The following is a 15663-nucleotide window of genomic DNA, read 5'->3' on the forward strand; positions in this document are numbered from 1 at the left end:
GTCCGGTTCCCTTCCGGTTTCCTTACGGTCCTCTTTCGGTCAGTGCTCGTGGCGTTCACGCCACGGGCGCTGACCGTTCCACCCCCTGTGCGCATGGTTGTCCACAGGTCGTTGTCCACAGGGGTGGCGCCGGGTCGACCCTTCCGCTTGCATGGACTCGCACAGGGGGAAGGCCAGTTGGGGAGGGGACGCACATGACCACGCAAGCCGGTCAGGACGCCGGGACGGCAAGCGGCGACACGGCACGGCCGACACCGGGCATCGTCGACGGCCCCCGAGGGGTACCCCTCCTCGGGAACCTGCCCGCCTTCGGCAAGGACCCGCTCGCCTTCTTCGAACAGCTGCGGGAGCGCGGCGACTTCGTCCGCTGGCGCTTCGGCCGCGGCCCCGCCCTCTTCATCGCCCACCCGGACACCGTCGGCGAACTCCTCACCGAGGTCGAGCGCACCTTCGACCAGCCCGACCTCGGCGTCGCCTTCCGCACGCTCCTCGGGAACGGGGTGGTGGTCGCCAAGGGCGCCGACTGGCGGCGCAAGCGCTCCCTCGTCCAGCCCTCCGTCCGCCCCAAGCAGGTCCGCTCGTACGCGGCGACCATGTCGGAGTGCGCTGTCGCGCTCGCCGACCGGTGGAGCGACGGGCAGCGCGTCGACATCAAGAAGGAGATGGCCGCCCTCACCCAACTCATCGCCGTCCGTACCATCTTCGGCGTCGACACCGCCGCGGACGCCGAGGCCATCGGCAAGGCCATGGACGTCGCCCAGCACGAGATCGGCGCCGAGTTCAGCGGCATCGGGGCGCTCCTGCCCGACTGGGTCCCCACGCCAGGGCGCGCCCGGATCAAGCGAGCCACCGCCGTCATCGACGCCGAGGTCACCCGCGTCGTCTCCCGCCACCGCGACGGCGACACCGAGCGCCCCGACCTGCTCAGCCGCCTTCTCGCCGCCCGGGACGAGACCGGTGCCCGGCTCTCCGACCAGGAGATCCGGGACGAGACCGTCACGCTCTACATCGGGGGCCACGAGACGACCAGTTCGACGCTCGTCTGGGCCTGGCACCTGCTCGCCCGCAATCCGCAGGTCCGTGACGCCCTCGCGGAGGAGCTCGACCGGGTCCTCGCCGACCATGAGCCCGGCTACGACGACTACGCCTCCCTTCCCTACGCCCAGGCCGTCGTCAAGGAGACCCTCCGTCTCTACCCGACGATCTGGCTCATCACCGGCATCGCGAAGGAGGGCGCCACTCTCGGCGGCGCGCCCGTCCCCGTCGGCACCCGCGTCTGGTCCAGCCAGTGGGCCACCCAGCGCGACCCCCGCTGGTACGGCGACGCCGAGGCCTTCCGGCCCGAGCGGTGGCTCACCACCGAGGACGGCGAACCGGCCGAGCAGATACCGGAGTACGCCTGGTTCCCCTTCGGTGGCGGGCCCCGCGTCTGCCTGGGGACCCGCTTCGCCCTCGTCGAGGCCGTCCTGGTGCTGGCCGTCCTCGCCCGCCGCTACCACCTGGACGTCACCACCGAGGACATACGCCCGGTCCCGAGCCTCACCCTCCAGCCGGACCGCGAGGTCCTCGCCACGGTCCGGGCCCGCAACTGACGTCCGGTCCTGGGAGGCGGCTATCGTCACCGGATGTCAGAAAACTCGCAGAAGTTCGACACCGCGATGACGACCTGGCAGGAGTGGCAGGAGGCCCCCTGGGGCCGCCTCCGTTACACGCTCGCCGAGGCGAACCTGATGCGGCACGTGGACGGTCCCGACGGCGGAGGGCCCCTGCGGGTGCTCGACCTCGCGGGCGGCGACGGTGGTGACGCGCTGCGCCTGGCCGCCCGGGGACACCACGTCACGATCGTCGACTACGCGCCGGCCATGCTCGCCGCCGCGGCCGAACGCGCAGCGGAGGGCGGCCTGTCGGAGCGGATCGCCTGCGTCCGTGCCGACGTGACCGACCTGCCGGCCGACCTGGTGGCCGGTGAGTTCGATGTGGTGCTGTGTCACAACCTCCTCGCGTACGTGGACGACATGCCGGGCACCCTGGCCGGGGCGCTCGCGCCGCTGAAGGGCGGAGGGCTGTTCTCCGTGATGGCGATCAACCGGCACTCGGCGGCCTTGAACGTCGCCGTCCGGGAGACGGACCCTGCGGCGGCGTTGGCCGCACTCGACAGCGACCGGCTCCGGAGCGGGATGTTCGACTCGGAGCTGACGCTCCACACGGCGGAGGAGGTCACCCCGGTCCTCCAGCGCCTCGGATGCCGGGACGTACAGCACTACGGCATCCGCACCTTCTGCGACTACATCACCGACGACGCCCGTAAATACGACAAGGAGTACTACGCCGACCTGGAGCGCCTGGAACTCGCCACCACCGCGAGACACCCGTACCCACACACGGCCCGACTCTTCCAGCTGACGGCCCGGAAGGGACCCGACTCTTCCAGCTGAAGGCCCGGAAGCGGCCCGACAGCTGACCGCCCGGGAGCGACCGGCCTGATCCTGCCGAGGGCTGTTGGTCAGGGCCCGACCGCGGTCGTTCTCACCGAGCGAGCGGTCCCGTCATCCGACGGTGCCGTTCTTCGCCCTGCTCGGTCAGGGCCTTTGCGAGGTCCCGCAGGTCGTCCGCGCGCAGGACACGGCCGGCCGAGCCGGGGAGGGGGACGTGGAGGGCCGACGTCCAGCGGGCGGGGACGGCGGCGGGGCCGTGGACCGCGCCCGCGAGCATGCCGGTCACGGCCGCCACCGTGTCGGTGTCGCCGCCCAGGTCCACCGCGGTACCGAGGGCCTCCTCGAAGGAGTCCGTGGTGCGCAACGCCCACACCGCCGAGCCCAGACATGGCCAGACCGCGCCGTTGAACTCGGTCGCGTCGTCCGGATGCCAGGCCGGGGCCAGGACCGTCGCCCAGCGCTCCCGGTGCTCGGGGGCCACTTCGGCGAGTGTGGCGGGCAGCGCGGCGAGCGGGTCCTCGCCGAGGAGGGCGACCCGGACCAGTTCGTGGAGGATCGCCGTGCCCTCCCAGGCCGCGCCGTCCCCGTGCGTCAGCGCCGCGATGCGCCGCCCGGCGTCCATCGTCGCCGACCGGCCCCGTGCGGCGAAGTGGACGGCGGAGGTCGACGCCCGCATGAGCGAACCGTTCCCGGCGGCCCGCCCGTTGACCTGGAAGTGCCGGAACGCCGCGAGGTCCCAGGGATCGCCGCCGAGCAGGACCTGCTCCGTCTGGAGACCTATGTCCTTCGGGTCGGAGGCCGCCCACCGGCGGAACCGGTGGAAGACGTCCGGCAGGTCGAGACCGCCCTGCTCGATGAGAGATTCCCCGACGAGCACGGCCATCTGCGTGTCGTCGGTGGCCTCGCCCGGATCCCAGCCGCCTCCGCCGCACAGCTCCCCGACGCCGTCCGGGAAGCGCTCGCGGAACACGCCGGCGAGCCCGAACTCGAAGGGTGCGCCCAGCGCGTCGCCCACGGCGGAGCCCAGCACGGCGCCCGCGGCGCGGTCGGAGGTTCGCATGTGGGGAGACTAGTCCGCCCGCCGGGTCCGCCAGGCTCGGACCGCCAGGAAGAGCGGGAGGCCCAGGGGGGAGAGGAGGATCGTCAGGAGGAGCAGGGGGGCCATGAGGAACGGGGAGACGCCCAGGCGCCGGCCCTCCCTGTACATCCACTGGCCGAGGAGCAGGTCCCAGGCGAGGACCTGGGCCCAGATCGCGGCCGCTCCGTTCGCGAGGGCCGTCAGTTCGCGGAAGGAGTCGATGTCGGGGCTGCTGACCGCCGTCCAGAGCTCCGGCAGGACGGGGGCGGCCAGGACGGCCCAGACCACGAGCAGCGGAAGGACCGTCAGGGGTGAGGCGGCGACGCGCTCCGTGACGCGCCGGCCCGGCGCGACGATCATCAGGAGCCAGACGGGCGCCGCGAGGAGGAACGTCAGCTCGAAGAGGAATTCGGTCATGCCGAGACCTTCTCCGTGGGGGAGGGGGCGGGGGAGGCGCCGCGGAGCGAGAGTGCTGTGGCGGCGGCGCCGAGCACTGCGATCGTCGACGCCGCGGTGAGCGTCGCGGCGTCCGGTGAGAAGAGGGCCTGGCCGCGCAGTGCCTGCCAGGTGAGGAGGACGAAGGTCGCCGCGTAGACCCCCGAGGCCGTCAGCGTCAGCTGGAGGCGGACCCGCTCGTCGGCGAGACGGGCGAACCGGGGTGCGAGGGCGGCCAGCACGAGCAGGAGCAGTGGGAGCAGCTGGAGCGCGTGCATGCCGAAGAAGTGCGGAATGCGCAGGTCGCCGCCGGTGGTCGACCAGCCGGTCAGCGGCATCGAGGGGCCGCCGTCCGGGACCCCGACGCTGTGGGCCCCGACGATCGGGGAGTCCTCGACCGCCAGCTGTTCCGGGGTCGGAGTCGCCATCAGGAAGCCCACGGCCGCGCCCGCGAGGGCGATGAGTGAGGAGAGGCGGACGGCCCAGGCGGTGGCGCGGTCGAGGATCCGGGCGCGCAGCAGGAGCACCGCGATGACCAGGGCGCCCAGCCACATGATGGCGATGGTGGCTCCCATGACCTGGAAGAGGGCGTTGTCGAAGGGAGTCGTGTGGTTGAAGTGGCTCTGGGTGCCTCGGACCACCTGGAGGGTGATGAGCACCATCTCGATCAGCAAGGCCACGGCGACCACGGTCCCGGCCCACCAGCCGACGCGATGTCCGCGGGGGCGCGGGGCGAGCAGGGAGAGCATCCAGGCCAGCGAGAGCGTGTAGGCGGTCAACGAGATCGAGAACTTGAACGGCTTCGACCAGATCGGCACGCCCACCAGGATCCGGTCGTCGACGACCAGACCGACGGCGGAGACGAGCGCGAGGGCGACCATCGAGCCGGCGAACCAGACCAGCGGCCGGTGCAGGCGGGCGAGCGGCCGGAGTACGGATGTGCCGAGCGCGGGCCTGTTGGACGAGGGCCCGTTGGACGAGGGCCCGTTGGACGAGGGCCCGTTGGACGAGGGCCCGTTGGACGAGGGCCTGCTGAGTGAGGACATACGGATCCCCCCGTGGGAAGTATGGATAGTGGCACTAGCCACTATCTGATAGCACCACTATCTATGATGGGGGTGTCGGTCGGCAAGGCCGTTGAAGGACCGGAAAGGTGAACACGCGGTGCGCATCGGAGAGTTGAGTAGAAGGACCGGGGTATCCGTACCGACGATCAAGTTCTACGTACGGGAAGGGCTGCTGCCGGCCGGAGAGCTGACGAGCCCGAACCAGGCCTCGTACGGCGAGACGCACGTACAGCGCCTCCGCCTGATCCGGGCGCTCCTCGACGTGGGCGGCCTGTCGGTATCGGGGATCCGTGACGTGATCGTCGCGGTAGACGATCCCGAGCGGCCGGTCCACAAGGTGCTGGGCGTCGCGGCGAACCGCATGGTGCCGCGGTACGACCGTGAGCCGGGCGCCGGGATCGAGGAGGCGCGGAAGACGGTCGCGCAGCTGATCGCCGCCCGCGGCTGGCACGCCTATCCGGGCAACCCGGCGGGCGAGGTGCTGGCGCAGGCCCTCGCGGCGCTCGAGGACGTCGGCCACGGCGGCTTCGTCGAGGTTCTGGACGTCTACGCGGACGCGGCGGAGCAGGTCGCGCGGGCGGACCTGGAGTACGTGGCGCACCATGTGGCGCGCGAGGAGCTCGTGGAGAGCGTGGTCGTCGGTACGGTCCTCGGCGACGCGATCTTCGCGGCGCTGCGGCGGTTGGCCCACGTCGACGCCTCGCACCGCGCCTTCGGCGGCACGCGGTAACGCGGTAACGCGGTAACGCGGTAACGCGGAGGGGGGTGGGAGCCTCCGCCCCACCCCCCTCGCTCAAGCTCCGAGCGTCAGTTCTCCTGCTCGCGCTCCACCTGGTCGTTCCACTCGCGCTTGATCGCGCGCCACGCCTCGTCCGTCTTCCCCTGGCGCCAGTACCCCGAGATCGACAGCCGCTCGCGCGCCACCCCACGCTCCATCCGGAGATGCCGGCGGAGGTCCTTCACGAAGCCCGCCTCGCCGTGGACGAAGGCGTGGACGTCGCCCGGCGGGAAGTCGAGCGTCCGCACGGCCTCGACGACGGCCTCGCCCGCCGGGCGGTCGCCCCGGTGCAGCCAGGTGACGTCCACCCCCGCGGCCGTCGCGAACTTCTGCTCCTCCGTCGCGTCCGAGACCTCCACGAAGGCGTGCACCCGCGCCCCGGCGGGCAGCCGCTCCAGGGCCGCCGCGATCGCCGGCAGCGCGCTCTCGTCGCCCGCGAGCAGGTGCCAGTCCGCCGCCGGGTCCGGCGTGTAGCCGCCACCCGGGCCGAGGAAGCGCACGGTCTCGCCCGCCTGGGCCCGCGCCGCCCAGGGGCCCGCGAGGCCCTCGTCGCCGTGGACCACGAAGTCGACGGTCAGCTCGCGGTGGACCGGGTCCCAGGCCCGTACCGTGTACGTCCGCGTCGTCGGCCACTGCTCCCGGGGGAACTCGGCCCGGATCCGGTCCATGTCGAACGGCTCGGGATAGGCGACCCCCTCGGGGGCGAACAGCAGCTTCACGTAGTGGTCGGTGAACTCGCCGACCTCGAAGGCGTCGAGCCCGGGGCCTCCGAGAACGACCCGCACCATGTGCGGGGTGATCCGCTCGGTGCGCACCACACGCGCTTCGGTGGCCTTCGGTGCCTTGCGGGCCGGCTGCTCTGCCACGAGGGGCTCTCCTGACTCGACGAACTTAGGTATACCTAAGCTAGCATCCTCGCGCGCTGCCGCCCAGGGTGGACCGGCCGGTCAGCGGCCGAGCACCGGGAGCAGCCGTCCCACCGCCCCGCCGAGACCCCACCGCTTCACCAGCGCGTCCAGCGCCGCCGGGTCGCGCGGCTCCTTCGGCAGGGCCGGGTCGAACTCCGGCAGGGGTACGTCTCCGGCGACCCGCACCACGGTCGGCGCCACGTCCAGATAGGCGGCCGCCTCCACGATGCCGCGCCGCTTCGCCGGCGTCAGCTTCGACGTCCGGTCCTCCGCCGCCGCCCGCACCCCGGCCAGGTCCCCGTACTCCGTGATCAGCTGCGCGGCCGTCTTCTCGCCGATGCCCTTCACCCCGGGCAGCCCGTCGCTCGCGTCCCCGCGCAGCGCCGCGAAGTCCGCGTACTGGTCGGGGCGCACCCCGTACTTCGTACGGATCAGCTCGTCGTCCACCAGGTCGCAGTCGCCGACGCCCTTGCGGGGGTACAGCACGCGCACGCCGCGCGCGTCGTCCACCAGCTGGAAGAGGTCCCGGTCGCCCGTGACGATGTCCACCGGCCCGGCGGCGTGCCCCGCGAGCGTCCCGATGACGTCGTCCGCCTCGTACCCCGCGGACCCGACCCGGGCGATCCCGAGCGCCGCGAGGACCTCCTCGATCACCGGCACCTGCGGGGACAGCGTGTCCGGGACCTCTTCCACGTCCGGGCCGGTCTCCGTCTCCACGACGACCCGGTGCGCCTTGTACGAGGGGATCAGGTCCACCCGCCACTGCGGCCGCCAGTCCTCGTCCCAGCAGGCCACCAGGTCGTCGGGGTGGTGGTCCTGGACGAGCCGGGTGATGAAGTCGAGGAGCCCGCGCACGGCGTTCACGGGAGTGCCGTCGGGGGCGCGGACCGAGTCCGGCACGCCGAAGTAGGCGCGGAAGTAGAGGCTGGCGGTGTCGAGGAGCATCAGGCGTCGCGTCACCTGCCTGATTTTAGGGCTCGGTTCGCCTCCGGGGTGCTCCAGCCGGGCTCAGGGCCCCGACCGTGCTCGCCCCCTCCTTCGGCGGGGCCTCCGCGCGCTCGGGACCGTTCCCCCGGCCGCGCCCCTTCGGCTCACTCGCCAGGTCTCGGAGGTGGAGGCCGCCCCGCGCCCCGCACCGGGCCCGCGCGTGACCCCCGTCACCTTTGCGTTTGCACCCTGTGAAGCCGGGAAGGCGCGAGCCCGGAGCGGAACCCGGTACGGGATTCAACAACGGAATCCCCGTACGTGACGGGTCGCGGGCGGATCCCGCGCCGCTCCACGGCCCAGCCGCGCGGGGGTGGCGGGGCCGTTCTCGTCGCTACCCGTGAGGTGTATGTGTCCAGGCTCCAGGCCGACCATCTGTACAAGGTGTTCGGCAGACGACCCGACGAAGCCGTCCGGCGCCTCGCCGACGGCGCCGACCGCGACGACCTGCGCGCCGAAGGGACGACGGCCGCCGTCGTCGACGCCGGCTTCGTCGTCGAACCCGGTCAGATCTTCGTCGTGATGGGCCTGTCCGGCTCCGGGAAGTCCACCCTCCTCCGCATGCTCAACGGCCTGCTCGAACCCACCGCGGGCCGGGTCCTCTTCGACGGCCGCGACCTCACCGCGCTCACCCCCCGCGAGCTGCGCACCGTCCGGGCCACCAAGATCAGCATGGTCTTCCAGCACTTCGCACTGTTCCCGCACCGGAACGTCCTGGAGAACGCCGGCTACGGCCTGGAGGTCCAGGGCGTCCCGCGCGCCGAGCGCGAGACCCGCGCCGCCGAGGCCCTCGAGCTGTGCGGACTCGCCGGCTGGGAGAAGTCCTGGCCCGACGAGCTCTCCGGCGGCATGCAGCAGCGCGTAGGCCTCGCCCGCGCCCTCGCCACCGACGCCGACCTCCTCCTCATGGACGAGTCCTTCAGCGCGCTCGACCCGCTCATCCGCCGCGACATGCAGGACCAGCTCCTCGTGCTCCAGCAGCGGCTGAAGAAGACCATCGTCTTCATCACCCACGACCTCAACGAGGCCATGCGCATCGGCGACCGAATCGCCGTCATGCGCGACGGCCGGATCGTCCAGCTCGGCACCGCGGAGGACATCCTCGTCCGCCCAGCCGACGACTACGTCGCCTCCTTCACCCAGGACGTCGACCGCTCCCGCGTCCTCACCGCCGCCGCCGTCATGACCGACGGCGCCGCCCCGGCGGACTGCCCCGACGGCTGCGCCTGCCGGCCCGTCGGACCCGACACCCTCGTCGCCGACCTCTGCGCCGTCGCCGCCCTGGCCCCGCACCCCGTGACCGTCCAGGACTCCGACGGCACCGTCCTCGGAGTCGTACCGACCGAACGCCTCCTCGGCGTCATGGGCGGGCTCGCCGCGAAGGACATCCAGGAGCAGGCCATCCAGGAACAGGCCTTCCCGGAACGGACCATCAAGGGACGGGCCGGCAAGGAACAGGCCATCCACGAGAAGGAGGCGACCGCCCGTGCCTAGGCTCCCCCTCGGCGAGTGGGTCGACAGCTCCGTCGACTGGCTCCAGGCCCAGTTCTCCTGGCTCTTCGACGCCGTCAGCACCGGCGTCACCGGCCTCTACGACGGCATCGACGCCGTCCTGTCCGCCCCCCAGCCGCTGCTCTTCGCCGGCATCCTCGCCGTCGTCGCCTGGTGGCTGCGCGGCCTCGCCGCCGGCGTCCTCGCCTTCGCGGGCTTCGCGCTCGTCGACTCCGTGCAGCTGTGGGACGAGGCGATGGCGACGCTCTCCCTCGTCCTCGTCGCCACCCTCGTCACCCTGGTGATCGCCGTTCCGCTCGGCATCTGGGCGGCCCGCTCGAAGACGGTCAGCGCCGTGCTGCGACCCGTACTCGACTTCATGCAGACCATGCCGGCGATGGTCTACCTCATCCCCGGCATCATCTTCTTCGGCGTCGGAGTCGTCCCCGGCATCATCGCCACCATCATCTTCGCGCTGCCCCCGGGCGTCCGCATGACCGAGCTCGGCATCCGCCAGGTCGACGGCGAACTCGTCGAGGCCGCCGAGGCCTTCGGCACCACCCCGCGCGACACCCTGCTGCGCGTGCAGCTCCCGCTGGCCCTGCCGACGATCATGGCGGGCGTCAACCAGGTCATCATGCTCGGCCTGTCCATGGTCGTCATCGCGGGCATGGTCGGCGGCGGCGGCCTCGGCGGCGCGGTCTACCGCGCCATCGGCAACGTCGACATCGGTCTCGGCTTCGAGGCCGGCGTCTCCATCGTCGTCCTCGCCATGTACCTGGACCGGATGACCGGCGCCCTCGGCCGCCAGGTCTCCCCGCTGGGCCGCCGCGCCGCCGCCAAGGCACGCGCGGCGCTGAGCGCCAAGCGGCCGGGGGCGAAGCTCTGGGCCCACCGCCCGCAGCCCGTCACCGCCCTCGTCGGCGTCGTCGTCCTGGCCCTGGTCGCCGGCGGCACGGGCTTCCTCGGTTCCGGCGGCGCGACCTCCACCACCGCCTCCGGCGCGAACAGCGGCCACGGCAAGAAGATCAGCATCGGCTACATCCCCTGGGACGAGGGCATCGCCTCCACGTACCTCTGGAAGGAGCTCCTGGAGCGCCGCGGCTACGAGGTCGACACCAAGCAGCTGGAGGCCGGCGCCCTCTACACCGGCCTGGCCGGCGGGCAGCTCGACTTCCAGACCGACGCCTGGCTGCCCGTCACGCACGAGCAGTACTGGAAGAAGTACCAGAGCAAGCTCGAAGACCTCGGCTCCTGGTACGGCCCCACCTCCCTGGAGCTCGCCGTCCCCTCGTACGTGAAGGGCGTCGACTCGCTCGCCGACCTCAAGGGCAAGGCGGGACAGTTCAAGGGCCGCATCGTCGGCATCGAGCCCAGCGCCGGAATGATGGGCATCCTCAAGGACAAGGTCCTCAAGGAGTACGGCCTGGAAGGCGAGTACAAGGTCGTCGACGGCTCCACCCCCGGCATGCTGGCCGAGCTCAAGCGCGCGTACGAGCGCAAGGAGCCGGTCGTCGTCACCCTCTGGTCCCCACACTGGGCCTACTCCGCCCATGACCTGAAGAAGCTCACCGACCCCAAGGGCACCTGGGGCAAGGGCGACGGCGTCCACACCCTCGCCCGCAAGGGCTTCGCCGCCGAGAACCCCGAGGTCGGCGCCTGGCTGAAGAACTTCGAGCTCACCGAGAAGCAGCTCACGGACCTCGAAGCCGTCATCCAGGAGACCGGTAAGGGCAAGGAGCAGCAGGCCGTCCGCGTCTGGCTGGACCGCAACCCCGGCCTCGCGGAGAAGCTCGCCCCGCAGTAGCGCCCGGAGTGGCCGGGATCCGTTCCTGTCCGGAAAGGGGTGGTCGCCGAGCGTATTCGGCGACCACCCCTTTTCGTCACGACGCGAAACCCGGAGCCAAAGCTGCGTAAGGTTCAGGTAACCGACCGGTACGCGGTCCGAGGACACGCGACCCGGCACACGCGACACGGGACACGCGACGCGCACGAGGCACGAGGGAGGGAGCCGACATGGACGACAAGGAATCACCCCGCGTGGGCGCGGCCGTCAAGAGGCGCCGCAGATCGCTCCAGCTCACGCTGGCCGTCGTCGCCTCCCGCAGCGGCCTCTCCGTGCCCTTCCTCAGCCAGGTCGAGAACGAGCGCGCCCGGCCCAGCCGCCGCTCCCTCGAACTCGTCGCCGGAGCCCTGGAGACCACCGCCGGCGAGCTCATCGCCACCGCCGAGGCCGCTCGCACCGTCGACGTCGTCCGCGCCGACGAGCCGTCCGCGGCGCTGCCCGACGGTGTCCGCAGGCTCGTCCGCGACCGCCACCAGCTGCACGCCCTGGAGTTCACCGGCGAGCAGGACGCGGGCCGCGAGTTCCAGCACCGGAACGACGAGTTGCTGTACGTCGCCGACGGCGCCGCCGAGGTCGAGGCCGAGGGCCGCGCCCACCGGCTCGGCCGCGGCGACACGCTCTACCTCTCCGGAGGCGTACGCCACCGCTGGCGCGCCACCGAGCCCGGCACCCGCCTCCTCGTCGTCGCCGTCGCCGACCACGTCGAGGTCGAGGAGGAGTGAGGACCGCCGGCGTCGGGCCGCGGGTCGTCTCCCTCGTCCCCTCCCTGACGGAGGCCGTCGCCGTCTCCACGCCAGGCGTCCTCGTCGGCGCGACGGAGTGGTGCAGCCACCCCGCCGGCCTCGACGTCGTACGGATCGGCGGCACCAAGAACCCCGACGTCGCCGCGATCACCGCGCTCCGGCCCGACCTCGTCCTCGCCAATGAGGAGGAGAACCGCGCCCCGGACCTCGCCGCCCTGCGGGCCGCCGGGATCGACGTCCTCGTCACCGAGATCCGCACCCTCGACCAGGGCCTGCGCGAACTGGAGCGGGTCCTCGCCGCCTGCGGCGCACCGCGGCGGCCCCGCTGGCTGGCCGAGGCCGAGGCCGCCTGGGAGTCCGTGACACCGCTGGAGCCCGGGCCGGACGGCAGGCCGCTCACCGCCGTCGTACCGATCTGGCGCCGTCCCTGGATGGTCCTCGGCAGCGACACCTTCGCCGGCGACCTGCTGGCCCGCCTCGGCGTCCGGAACGCGTACGAGGACCATCCCGAGCGCTATCCGCGGCTCCCGCTCGACGAGCTCCGCGCCACCGCCCCCGACCTCGTCGTCCTGCCCGACGAGCCCTACCGCTTCACGCGGGACGACGGCCCCGAGGCCTTCCCCGGGACCGCCGCAGCCCTCGTCGACGGGCGCCTGCTCACCTGGTACGGGCCGTCCCTGACCCAGGCGCCGCGGGAGCTGTCCCGGGCCCTGCGAGCAGCGCGCCGCTGAGCAGCCCGCGCACGGTGTGGAAGCCGGCCACCAGCCAGGCCGCCACGAGGAACACGTACAGCGCGACGGCGAGCCACCGGAAGGCGGCCAGACCGGTGTGCTGGGCGAGCCCCTCGGCGCCGGTCACACAGGTTCCCACGGGGAAGGTGAACGCCCAGAAGGTCATCGCGAAGCCCATGCCCCGGCGCCGCGCCCGCAGCACCATCGACCCGGCGAGCGCCAGCCACAGCAGCGCGAAGCCCATCACGGGCACCCCGTAGAGGACGGCGAAGACGGCGAAACCGTGCGCGTACGGGTCGGGCAGCACGCCGGGGGCCACGTCGGCGAACTTGTTCGCGGCGGTCGTCGACTGGCCGAGCGGGCCGAGGACCAGGAAGAGCGTGGGGGTGAGCGCGAGGGGCAGCGGGCCGCCGGTCACGAGCCGGCCGAAGACCAGCGGCAGCATGACGAGGGTCGCGAGCAGGCTGAGACCGAACATGGCGTAGCAGGCGAAGAGCAGCGTCTGCTGGGCCTGCCCGGCGGGCAGATGGGGCACGAGCAGCGGGCCGAGCGCGGCGGAGACCATGGGGGCGACGACCGGCAGCAGCCACACCGGGGACGCGCTCTCGATCCGGTGGTGCACCACCATGAGGTACGGGACGGCCACGGCCGCCGCCAGACCGATCACCGTGCCGGCGGTGAACAGGACCGTGTCGAGCGCCAGGGCCGCCGGGAGTCCGATCCAGTCCTGGCCCACGATCATCGCGCCGCCGCCCACGGCGAGCAGCGCCATCGACAGACAGCCGTAGAACGGCGCCATCGCGGGGTCCAGGAGATGCGCCCGGGCCTGGTCGCGGTGGTGGATCCAGTGCAGCGCGCGGGCGGTGACGAGGACGAGCAGCATCGCGAGCGACAGCGCCCAGACGGCCGCGCAGAGGGTACGGAGGCCGGGGACGTCCACGGGAAGGGCCGCGCCCGCGTTGGCGACGATGGCCGTTCCCATGACGGAGGCGTACCAGTTGGGTCCGAGGTGCCGGACGGAACGGGCCGGGGCGGCGGGGGTGGCCGGGGCGGTACTGGCGGCGGCTGGGGTGGACGCGGTGGCGGCTGTGGCCGGTCGTGCGCCGGGGGTGGTGGCGCGAGGGGCCGAGCGGGGTGTTGCGAGGCTTGCCATGACTCCACCGTCGCGCCCTTTCGCCACACCCACCAGGGATCTTGCGACTATGACGTCATAAGCTGGGTTTATGAGCAGTGAGATACCGGAGCGGTACGGCACACAGGGCGGCGAGCCGAGGCCGCACCTCTCCCACCGGGTCCCGGACCTCGGCGCGCTCGAACTCCTCATCGCCGTCGCCCGGCACGGCAGCCTCGGCGCGGCCGCCCGCGAGGTCGGGATCACCCAGCCCGCCGCGAGCAGCCGCATCCGCTCGATGGAACGGCAGCTCGGGGTGGCCCTCGTCGACCGTTCCCCCCGCGGCTCGCGGCTCACCGACGCGGGCGCGCTCGTGACGGACTGGGCGCGGCGGATCGTCGAGGCCGCGGAGGCCTTCGACGCGGGCGCCCAGGCGCTGCGCGGGCGGCGCGACTCGCGGCTGCGGGTGGCCGCGTCCATGACCATCGCCGAGTACCTGCTGCCGGGCTGGCTGATCGCGCTGCGCGCCCAGCGTCCCGACACGGCCGTGTCGCTCCAGGCCGGGAACTCCGCCGCCGTCGCGCAACGGCTCTTCGCGGGCGAGGCCGACATCGGCTTCGTGGAGGGCCTCGCCGTGCCGGACGGTCTCGACGGCGTCGTCGTCGCGCACGACCGGCTCGCACTCGTCGCCGCGCCCTCGCACCCCTGGGCCCGCCGCCGGGGCCCCCTGGACCCGGCGGAGCTGGCCGCGACCCCGCTGATCCTGCGGGAGCGCGGCTCGGGCACCCGCCAGGTCCTGGACGCGGCGCTCGCCGGGCACGGCGGTCTCGCGGAGCCGCTCCTCGAACTCGCCTCCACGACGGCCGTGAAGGGCGCCGTCGTCAGCGGGGCGGGTCCGGCCGTCCTCAGCGAACTCGCCATCACCGAGGAGTTGGCCTCCCGTCGCCTGGTCGCCATTCCCGTCGAGGGTGTGACGCTCCGCCGCGACCTGCGCGCGGTCTGGCCCGCGGGCCACCGCCCGACGGGCCCGGCCCGCGACCTCCTCGCCCTGACCCGCGCCCGGCCGACGGGGTGAGGACCGGGCTGAGGAGCCCTGGACCTGTCAGACGCCCGCCGCCCGGTGCGTGATCCGGCCGTCCAGGACCGTCAGCAGGGCCGGCAGGTCCGGAAGTTCGGTCGCCGCTGTGGTGACCGGGCTGTCCGCGAAGACGGTGAGGTCGGCGCGGTGGCCGAGCGCGATCCGGCCCGACTCGTGCTCCTCGCCCGCCGCGTACGCCGGACCCGTCGTCAGGCCCCGCAGCGCCTCCAGCGCCGTCAGCGCCTGTTCGGGCCCGTGCGGCGCCTGGGCGAGGTCGCGGCTCGGGCGGCGGTGCCGGGCGGCGTGCTCTTCAACATCCTGGGGCACACGGGCGACGCCGCCACCGGCGTCCCCGTCCATCTCGTGGCCCGTCAGGTGCTCGGCGAGGCCGCGTCGTTCACGGAGGCGGTCGCGATGCTGACGGCCGCCCCCGTCTCGGCCTCCGCGGTCGTCACCGTGGTGACGCCGGACGGCGCCGCCTCCGTCGAACTCGCCCCCGGTGGGTCGGCGGTCGTCTCCCCGGACCACCGGGGCTGGCTGGTGCGCACGAACCACTTCCTGGCCCCGGCCCTCGCCGCCGGCGAACTGCGCGGGCGCCGCATGCCGGAGACGTACGACCGCCACCGCCTGCTCACCGCCCGCGTCCGCGCACACGGCGGCCCGCTCGGCGCCGAGGCGCTGGTGGACCTGCTCGCCGCGCACCGGGACGACGGCGCCGAGGTGTGCTGCCACGCCCCGGCGGAGGGGCCCCTGGGCAGTAGGTGGGCGACACTGGCCACGGTCGCGGTCGATCCGGCGCGACGGTGCCTCCTCGTCCACGACGGCGGGCCGTGCACGGCGGACCCGTCGACCTGGACCCCGCTCACGGCGCCCGAGCGACGACGGAGGACCAATGACGGAGGACCAGTGACGGACGACCGGTCCCCGCTCACAGCTCCCGACCGGTGACGGAGGCCCGGTAACGGCCGACCGATCCCC

General features: G+C 73.0%; 15 protein-coding genes and 1 pseudogene. 9 read left to right on the forward strand and 7 right to left on the reverse strand.

The window, feature by feature from the left end; all coding sequences use genetic code 11:
• Positions 1-194 precede the first annotated feature (194 nt).
• Both ACWFR1_RS09840 and ACWFR1_RS09845 read left to right on the forward strand, forming a co-directional pair.
• Positions 195-1592: a cytochrome P450 gene (locus tag ACWFR1_RS09840; RefSeq protein ID WP_453548567.1), complete on the forward strand. Its 1398-nt coding sequence runs from the start codon at positions 195-197 to the stop codon at positions 1590-1592.
• Between the two features lie 33 nt (positions 1593-1625).
• Entirely contained in the window at positions 1626-2435 is an 810-nt protein-coding gene (locus ACWFR1_RS09845) for a class I SAM-dependent methyltransferase (RefSeq protein ID WP_453548569.1), read from the forward strand.
• Between the two features lie 91 nt (positions 2436-2526).
• Here ACWFR1_RS09845 and ACWFR1_RS09850 read toward each other — a convergent pair whose 3' ends face one another.
• From ACWFR1_RS09850 to ACWFR1_RS09860, 3 genes are read right to left on the reverse strand one after another with little or no spacing between them, the layout of a single operon-like run.
• Positions 2527-3495, reverse strand: a complete 969-nt coding sequence (locus tag ACWFR1_RS09850; protein ID WP_453548571.1) for an ADP-ribosylglycohydrolase family protein — start codon at positions 3493-3495, stop codon at positions 2527-2529.
• A gap of 9 nt (positions 3496-3504) precedes the next feature.
• On the reverse strand, positions 3505-3930 hold the full coding sequence (locus ACWFR1_RS09855; RefSeq protein WP_453548573.1) for an ABA4-like family protein: 426 nt from the start codon (positions 3928-3930) through the stop codon (positions 3505-3507).
• The gene (locus ACWFR1_RS09860; RefSeq protein ID WP_453548761.1) at positions 3927-4829 is read right to left on the reverse strand and encodes a hypothetical protein; all 903 of its coding nucleotides are present in this window, start codon (positions 4827-4829) and stop codon (positions 3927-3929) included. The genes ACWFR1_RS09855 and ACWFR1_RS09860 overlap by 4 nt, the downstream gene beginning before the upstream one ends.
• A gap of 283 nt (positions 4830-5112) precedes the next feature.
• On the opposite strand from ACWFR1_RS09860, the gene ACWFR1_RS09865 reads away from it, so the two are divergent.
• Positions 5113-5745, forward strand: a complete 633-nt coding sequence (locus ACWFR1_RS09865; protein WP_453548575.1) for a MerR family transcriptional regulator — start codon at positions 5113-5115, stop codon at positions 5743-5745.
• A gap of 77 nt (positions 5746-5822) precedes the next feature.
• Here the strand turns inward: ACWFR1_RS09865 and ACWFR1_RS09870 are convergent, their stop codons facing one another.
• Together ACWFR1_RS09870 and ACWFR1_RS09875 are read right to left on the reverse strand one after the other, a co-directional pair.
• Entirely contained in the window at positions 5823-6659 is an 837-nt protein-coding gene (locus ACWFR1_RS09870) for a siderophore-interacting protein (RefSeq protein WP_453548577.1), read from the reverse strand.
• Positions 6660-6740: 81 nt separating this feature from the next.
• The gene (locus tag ACWFR1_RS09875; protein WP_453548764.1) at positions 6741-7646 is read right to left on the reverse strand and encodes a 5'-3' exonuclease; all 906 of its coding nucleotides are present in this window, start codon (positions 7644-7646) and stop codon (positions 6741-6743) included.
• Positions 7647-8036: 390 nt separating this feature from the next.
• On the opposite strand from ACWFR1_RS09875, the gene ACWFR1_RS09880 reads away from it, so the two are divergent.
• From ACWFR1_RS09880 to ACWFR1_RS09895, 4 genes are all read left to right on the forward strand, one after another.
• Positions 8037-9179 carry a quaternary amine ABC transporter ATP-binding protein gene (locus ACWFR1_RS09880; RefSeq protein WP_453548579.1) on the forward strand — a complete coding sequence of 381 codons (1143 nt, stop codon included), beginning with the start codon at positions 8037-8039 and terminating at the stop codon, positions 9177-9179.
• A complete protein-coding gene (locus ACWFR1_RS09885; RefSeq protein ID WP_453548581.1) occupies positions 9172-10983 on the forward strand; it encodes an ABC transporter permease/substrate binding protein in 1812 nt (603 codons plus the stop codon). The genes ACWFR1_RS09880 and ACWFR1_RS09885 overlap by 8 nt, the downstream gene beginning before the upstream one ends.
• Before the next feature lie 209 nt (positions 10984-11192).
• Positions 11193-11744, forward strand: a complete 552-nt coding sequence (locus tag ACWFR1_RS09890; RefSeq protein WP_453548583.1) for a helix-turn-helix domain-containing protein — start codon at positions 11193-11195, stop codon at positions 11742-11744.
• Complete coding sequence (locus ACWFR1_RS09895) at positions 11741-12496, forward strand: helical backbone metal receptor (protein ID WP_453548585.1); 756 nt, start codon at positions 11741-11743, stop codon at positions 12494-12496. The genes ACWFR1_RS09890 and ACWFR1_RS09895 overlap by 4 nt, the downstream gene beginning before the upstream one ends.
• On the opposite strand, the gene ACWFR1_RS09900 is transcribed toward ACWFR1_RS09895, so the two are convergent.
• Positions 12423-13649, reverse strand: coding sequence for a TDT family transporter (locus tag ACWFR1_RS09900; protein ID WP_453548587.1), 1227 nt, complete (start codon positions 13647-13649; stop codon positions 12423-12425). The genes ACWFR1_RS09895 and ACWFR1_RS09900 overlap by 74 nt on opposite strands.
• A gap of 70 nt (positions 13650-13719) precedes the next feature.
• Between ACWFR1_RS09900 and ACWFR1_RS09905 the strand changes: the two genes are divergently transcribed.
• On the forward strand, positions 13720-14682 hold the full coding sequence (locus tag ACWFR1_RS09905) for a LysR family transcriptional regulator (RefSeq protein ID WP_453548589.1): 963 nt from the start codon (positions 13720-13722) through the stop codon (positions 14680-14682).
• Positions 14683-14709: 27 nt separating this feature from the next.
• Here ACWFR1_RS09905 and ACWFR1_RS09910 read toward each other — a convergent pair.
• Positions 14710-14985: pseudogene (locus ACWFR1_RS09910) on the reverse strand (amidohydrolase family protein); the annotation flags it as partial.
• Positions 14986-14988: 3 nt separating this feature from the next.
• On the opposite strand from ACWFR1_RS09910, the gene ACWFR1_RS09915 reads away from it, so the two are divergent.
• Positions 14989-15633 (forward strand): C45 family autoproteolytic acyltransferase/hydolase, encoded by a 645-nt coding sequence (locus ACWFR1_RS09915; protein WP_453548591.1) that lies wholly within the window; start codon positions 14989-14991, stop codon positions 15631-15633.
• Positions 15634-15663 lie beyond the last annotated feature (30 nt).

The sequence above is a fragment of the Streptomyces sp. NPDC055103 genome, from assembly GCF_053607625.1.

What these genes read in the sequence shown, in the direction of transcription:
- ACWFR1_RS09840 (WP_453548567.1), top strand. Translation starts at nt 195, where the DNA reads ATGACCACGCAAGCCGGTCAGGACGCCGGGACGGCAAGCGGCGACACG.
- ACWFR1_RS09845 (WP_453548569.1), top strand. Translation starts at nt 1,626, where the DNA reads ATGTCAGAAAACTCGCAGAAGTTCGACACCGCGATGACGACCTGGCAG.
- ACWFR1_RS09850 (WP_453548571.1), bottom strand. Translation starts at nt 3,495, where the DNA reads ATGCGAACCTCCGACCGCGCCGCGGGCGCCGTGCTGGGCTCCGCCGTG.
- ACWFR1_RS09855 (WP_453548573.1), bottom strand. Translation starts at nt 3,930, where the DNA reads ATGACCGAATTCCTCTTCGAGCTGACGTTCCTCCTCGCGGCGCCCGTC.
- ACWFR1_RS09860 (WP_453548761.1), bottom strand. Translation starts at nt 4,829, where the DNA reads ATGGTCGCCCTCGCGCTCGTCTCCGCCGTCGGTCTGGTCGTCGACGAC.
- ACWFR1_RS09875 (WP_453548764.1), bottom strand. Translation starts at nt 7,646, where the DNA reads ATGCTCCTCGACACCGCCAGCCTCTACTTCCGCGCCTACTTCGGCGTG.
- ACWFR1_RS09890 (WP_453548583.1), top strand. Translation starts at nt 11,193, where the DNA reads ATGGACGACAAGGAATCACCCCGCGTGGGCGCGGCCGTCAAGAGGCGC.
- ACWFR1_RS09900 (WP_453548587.1), bottom strand. Translation starts at nt 13,649, where the DNA reads ATGGCAAGCCTCGCAACACCCCGCTCGGCCCCTCGCGCCACCACCCCC.
- ACWFR1_RS09905 (WP_453548589.1), top strand. Translation starts at nt 13,720, where the DNA reads ATGAGCAGTGAGATACCGGAGCGGTACGGCACACAGGGCGGCGAGCCG.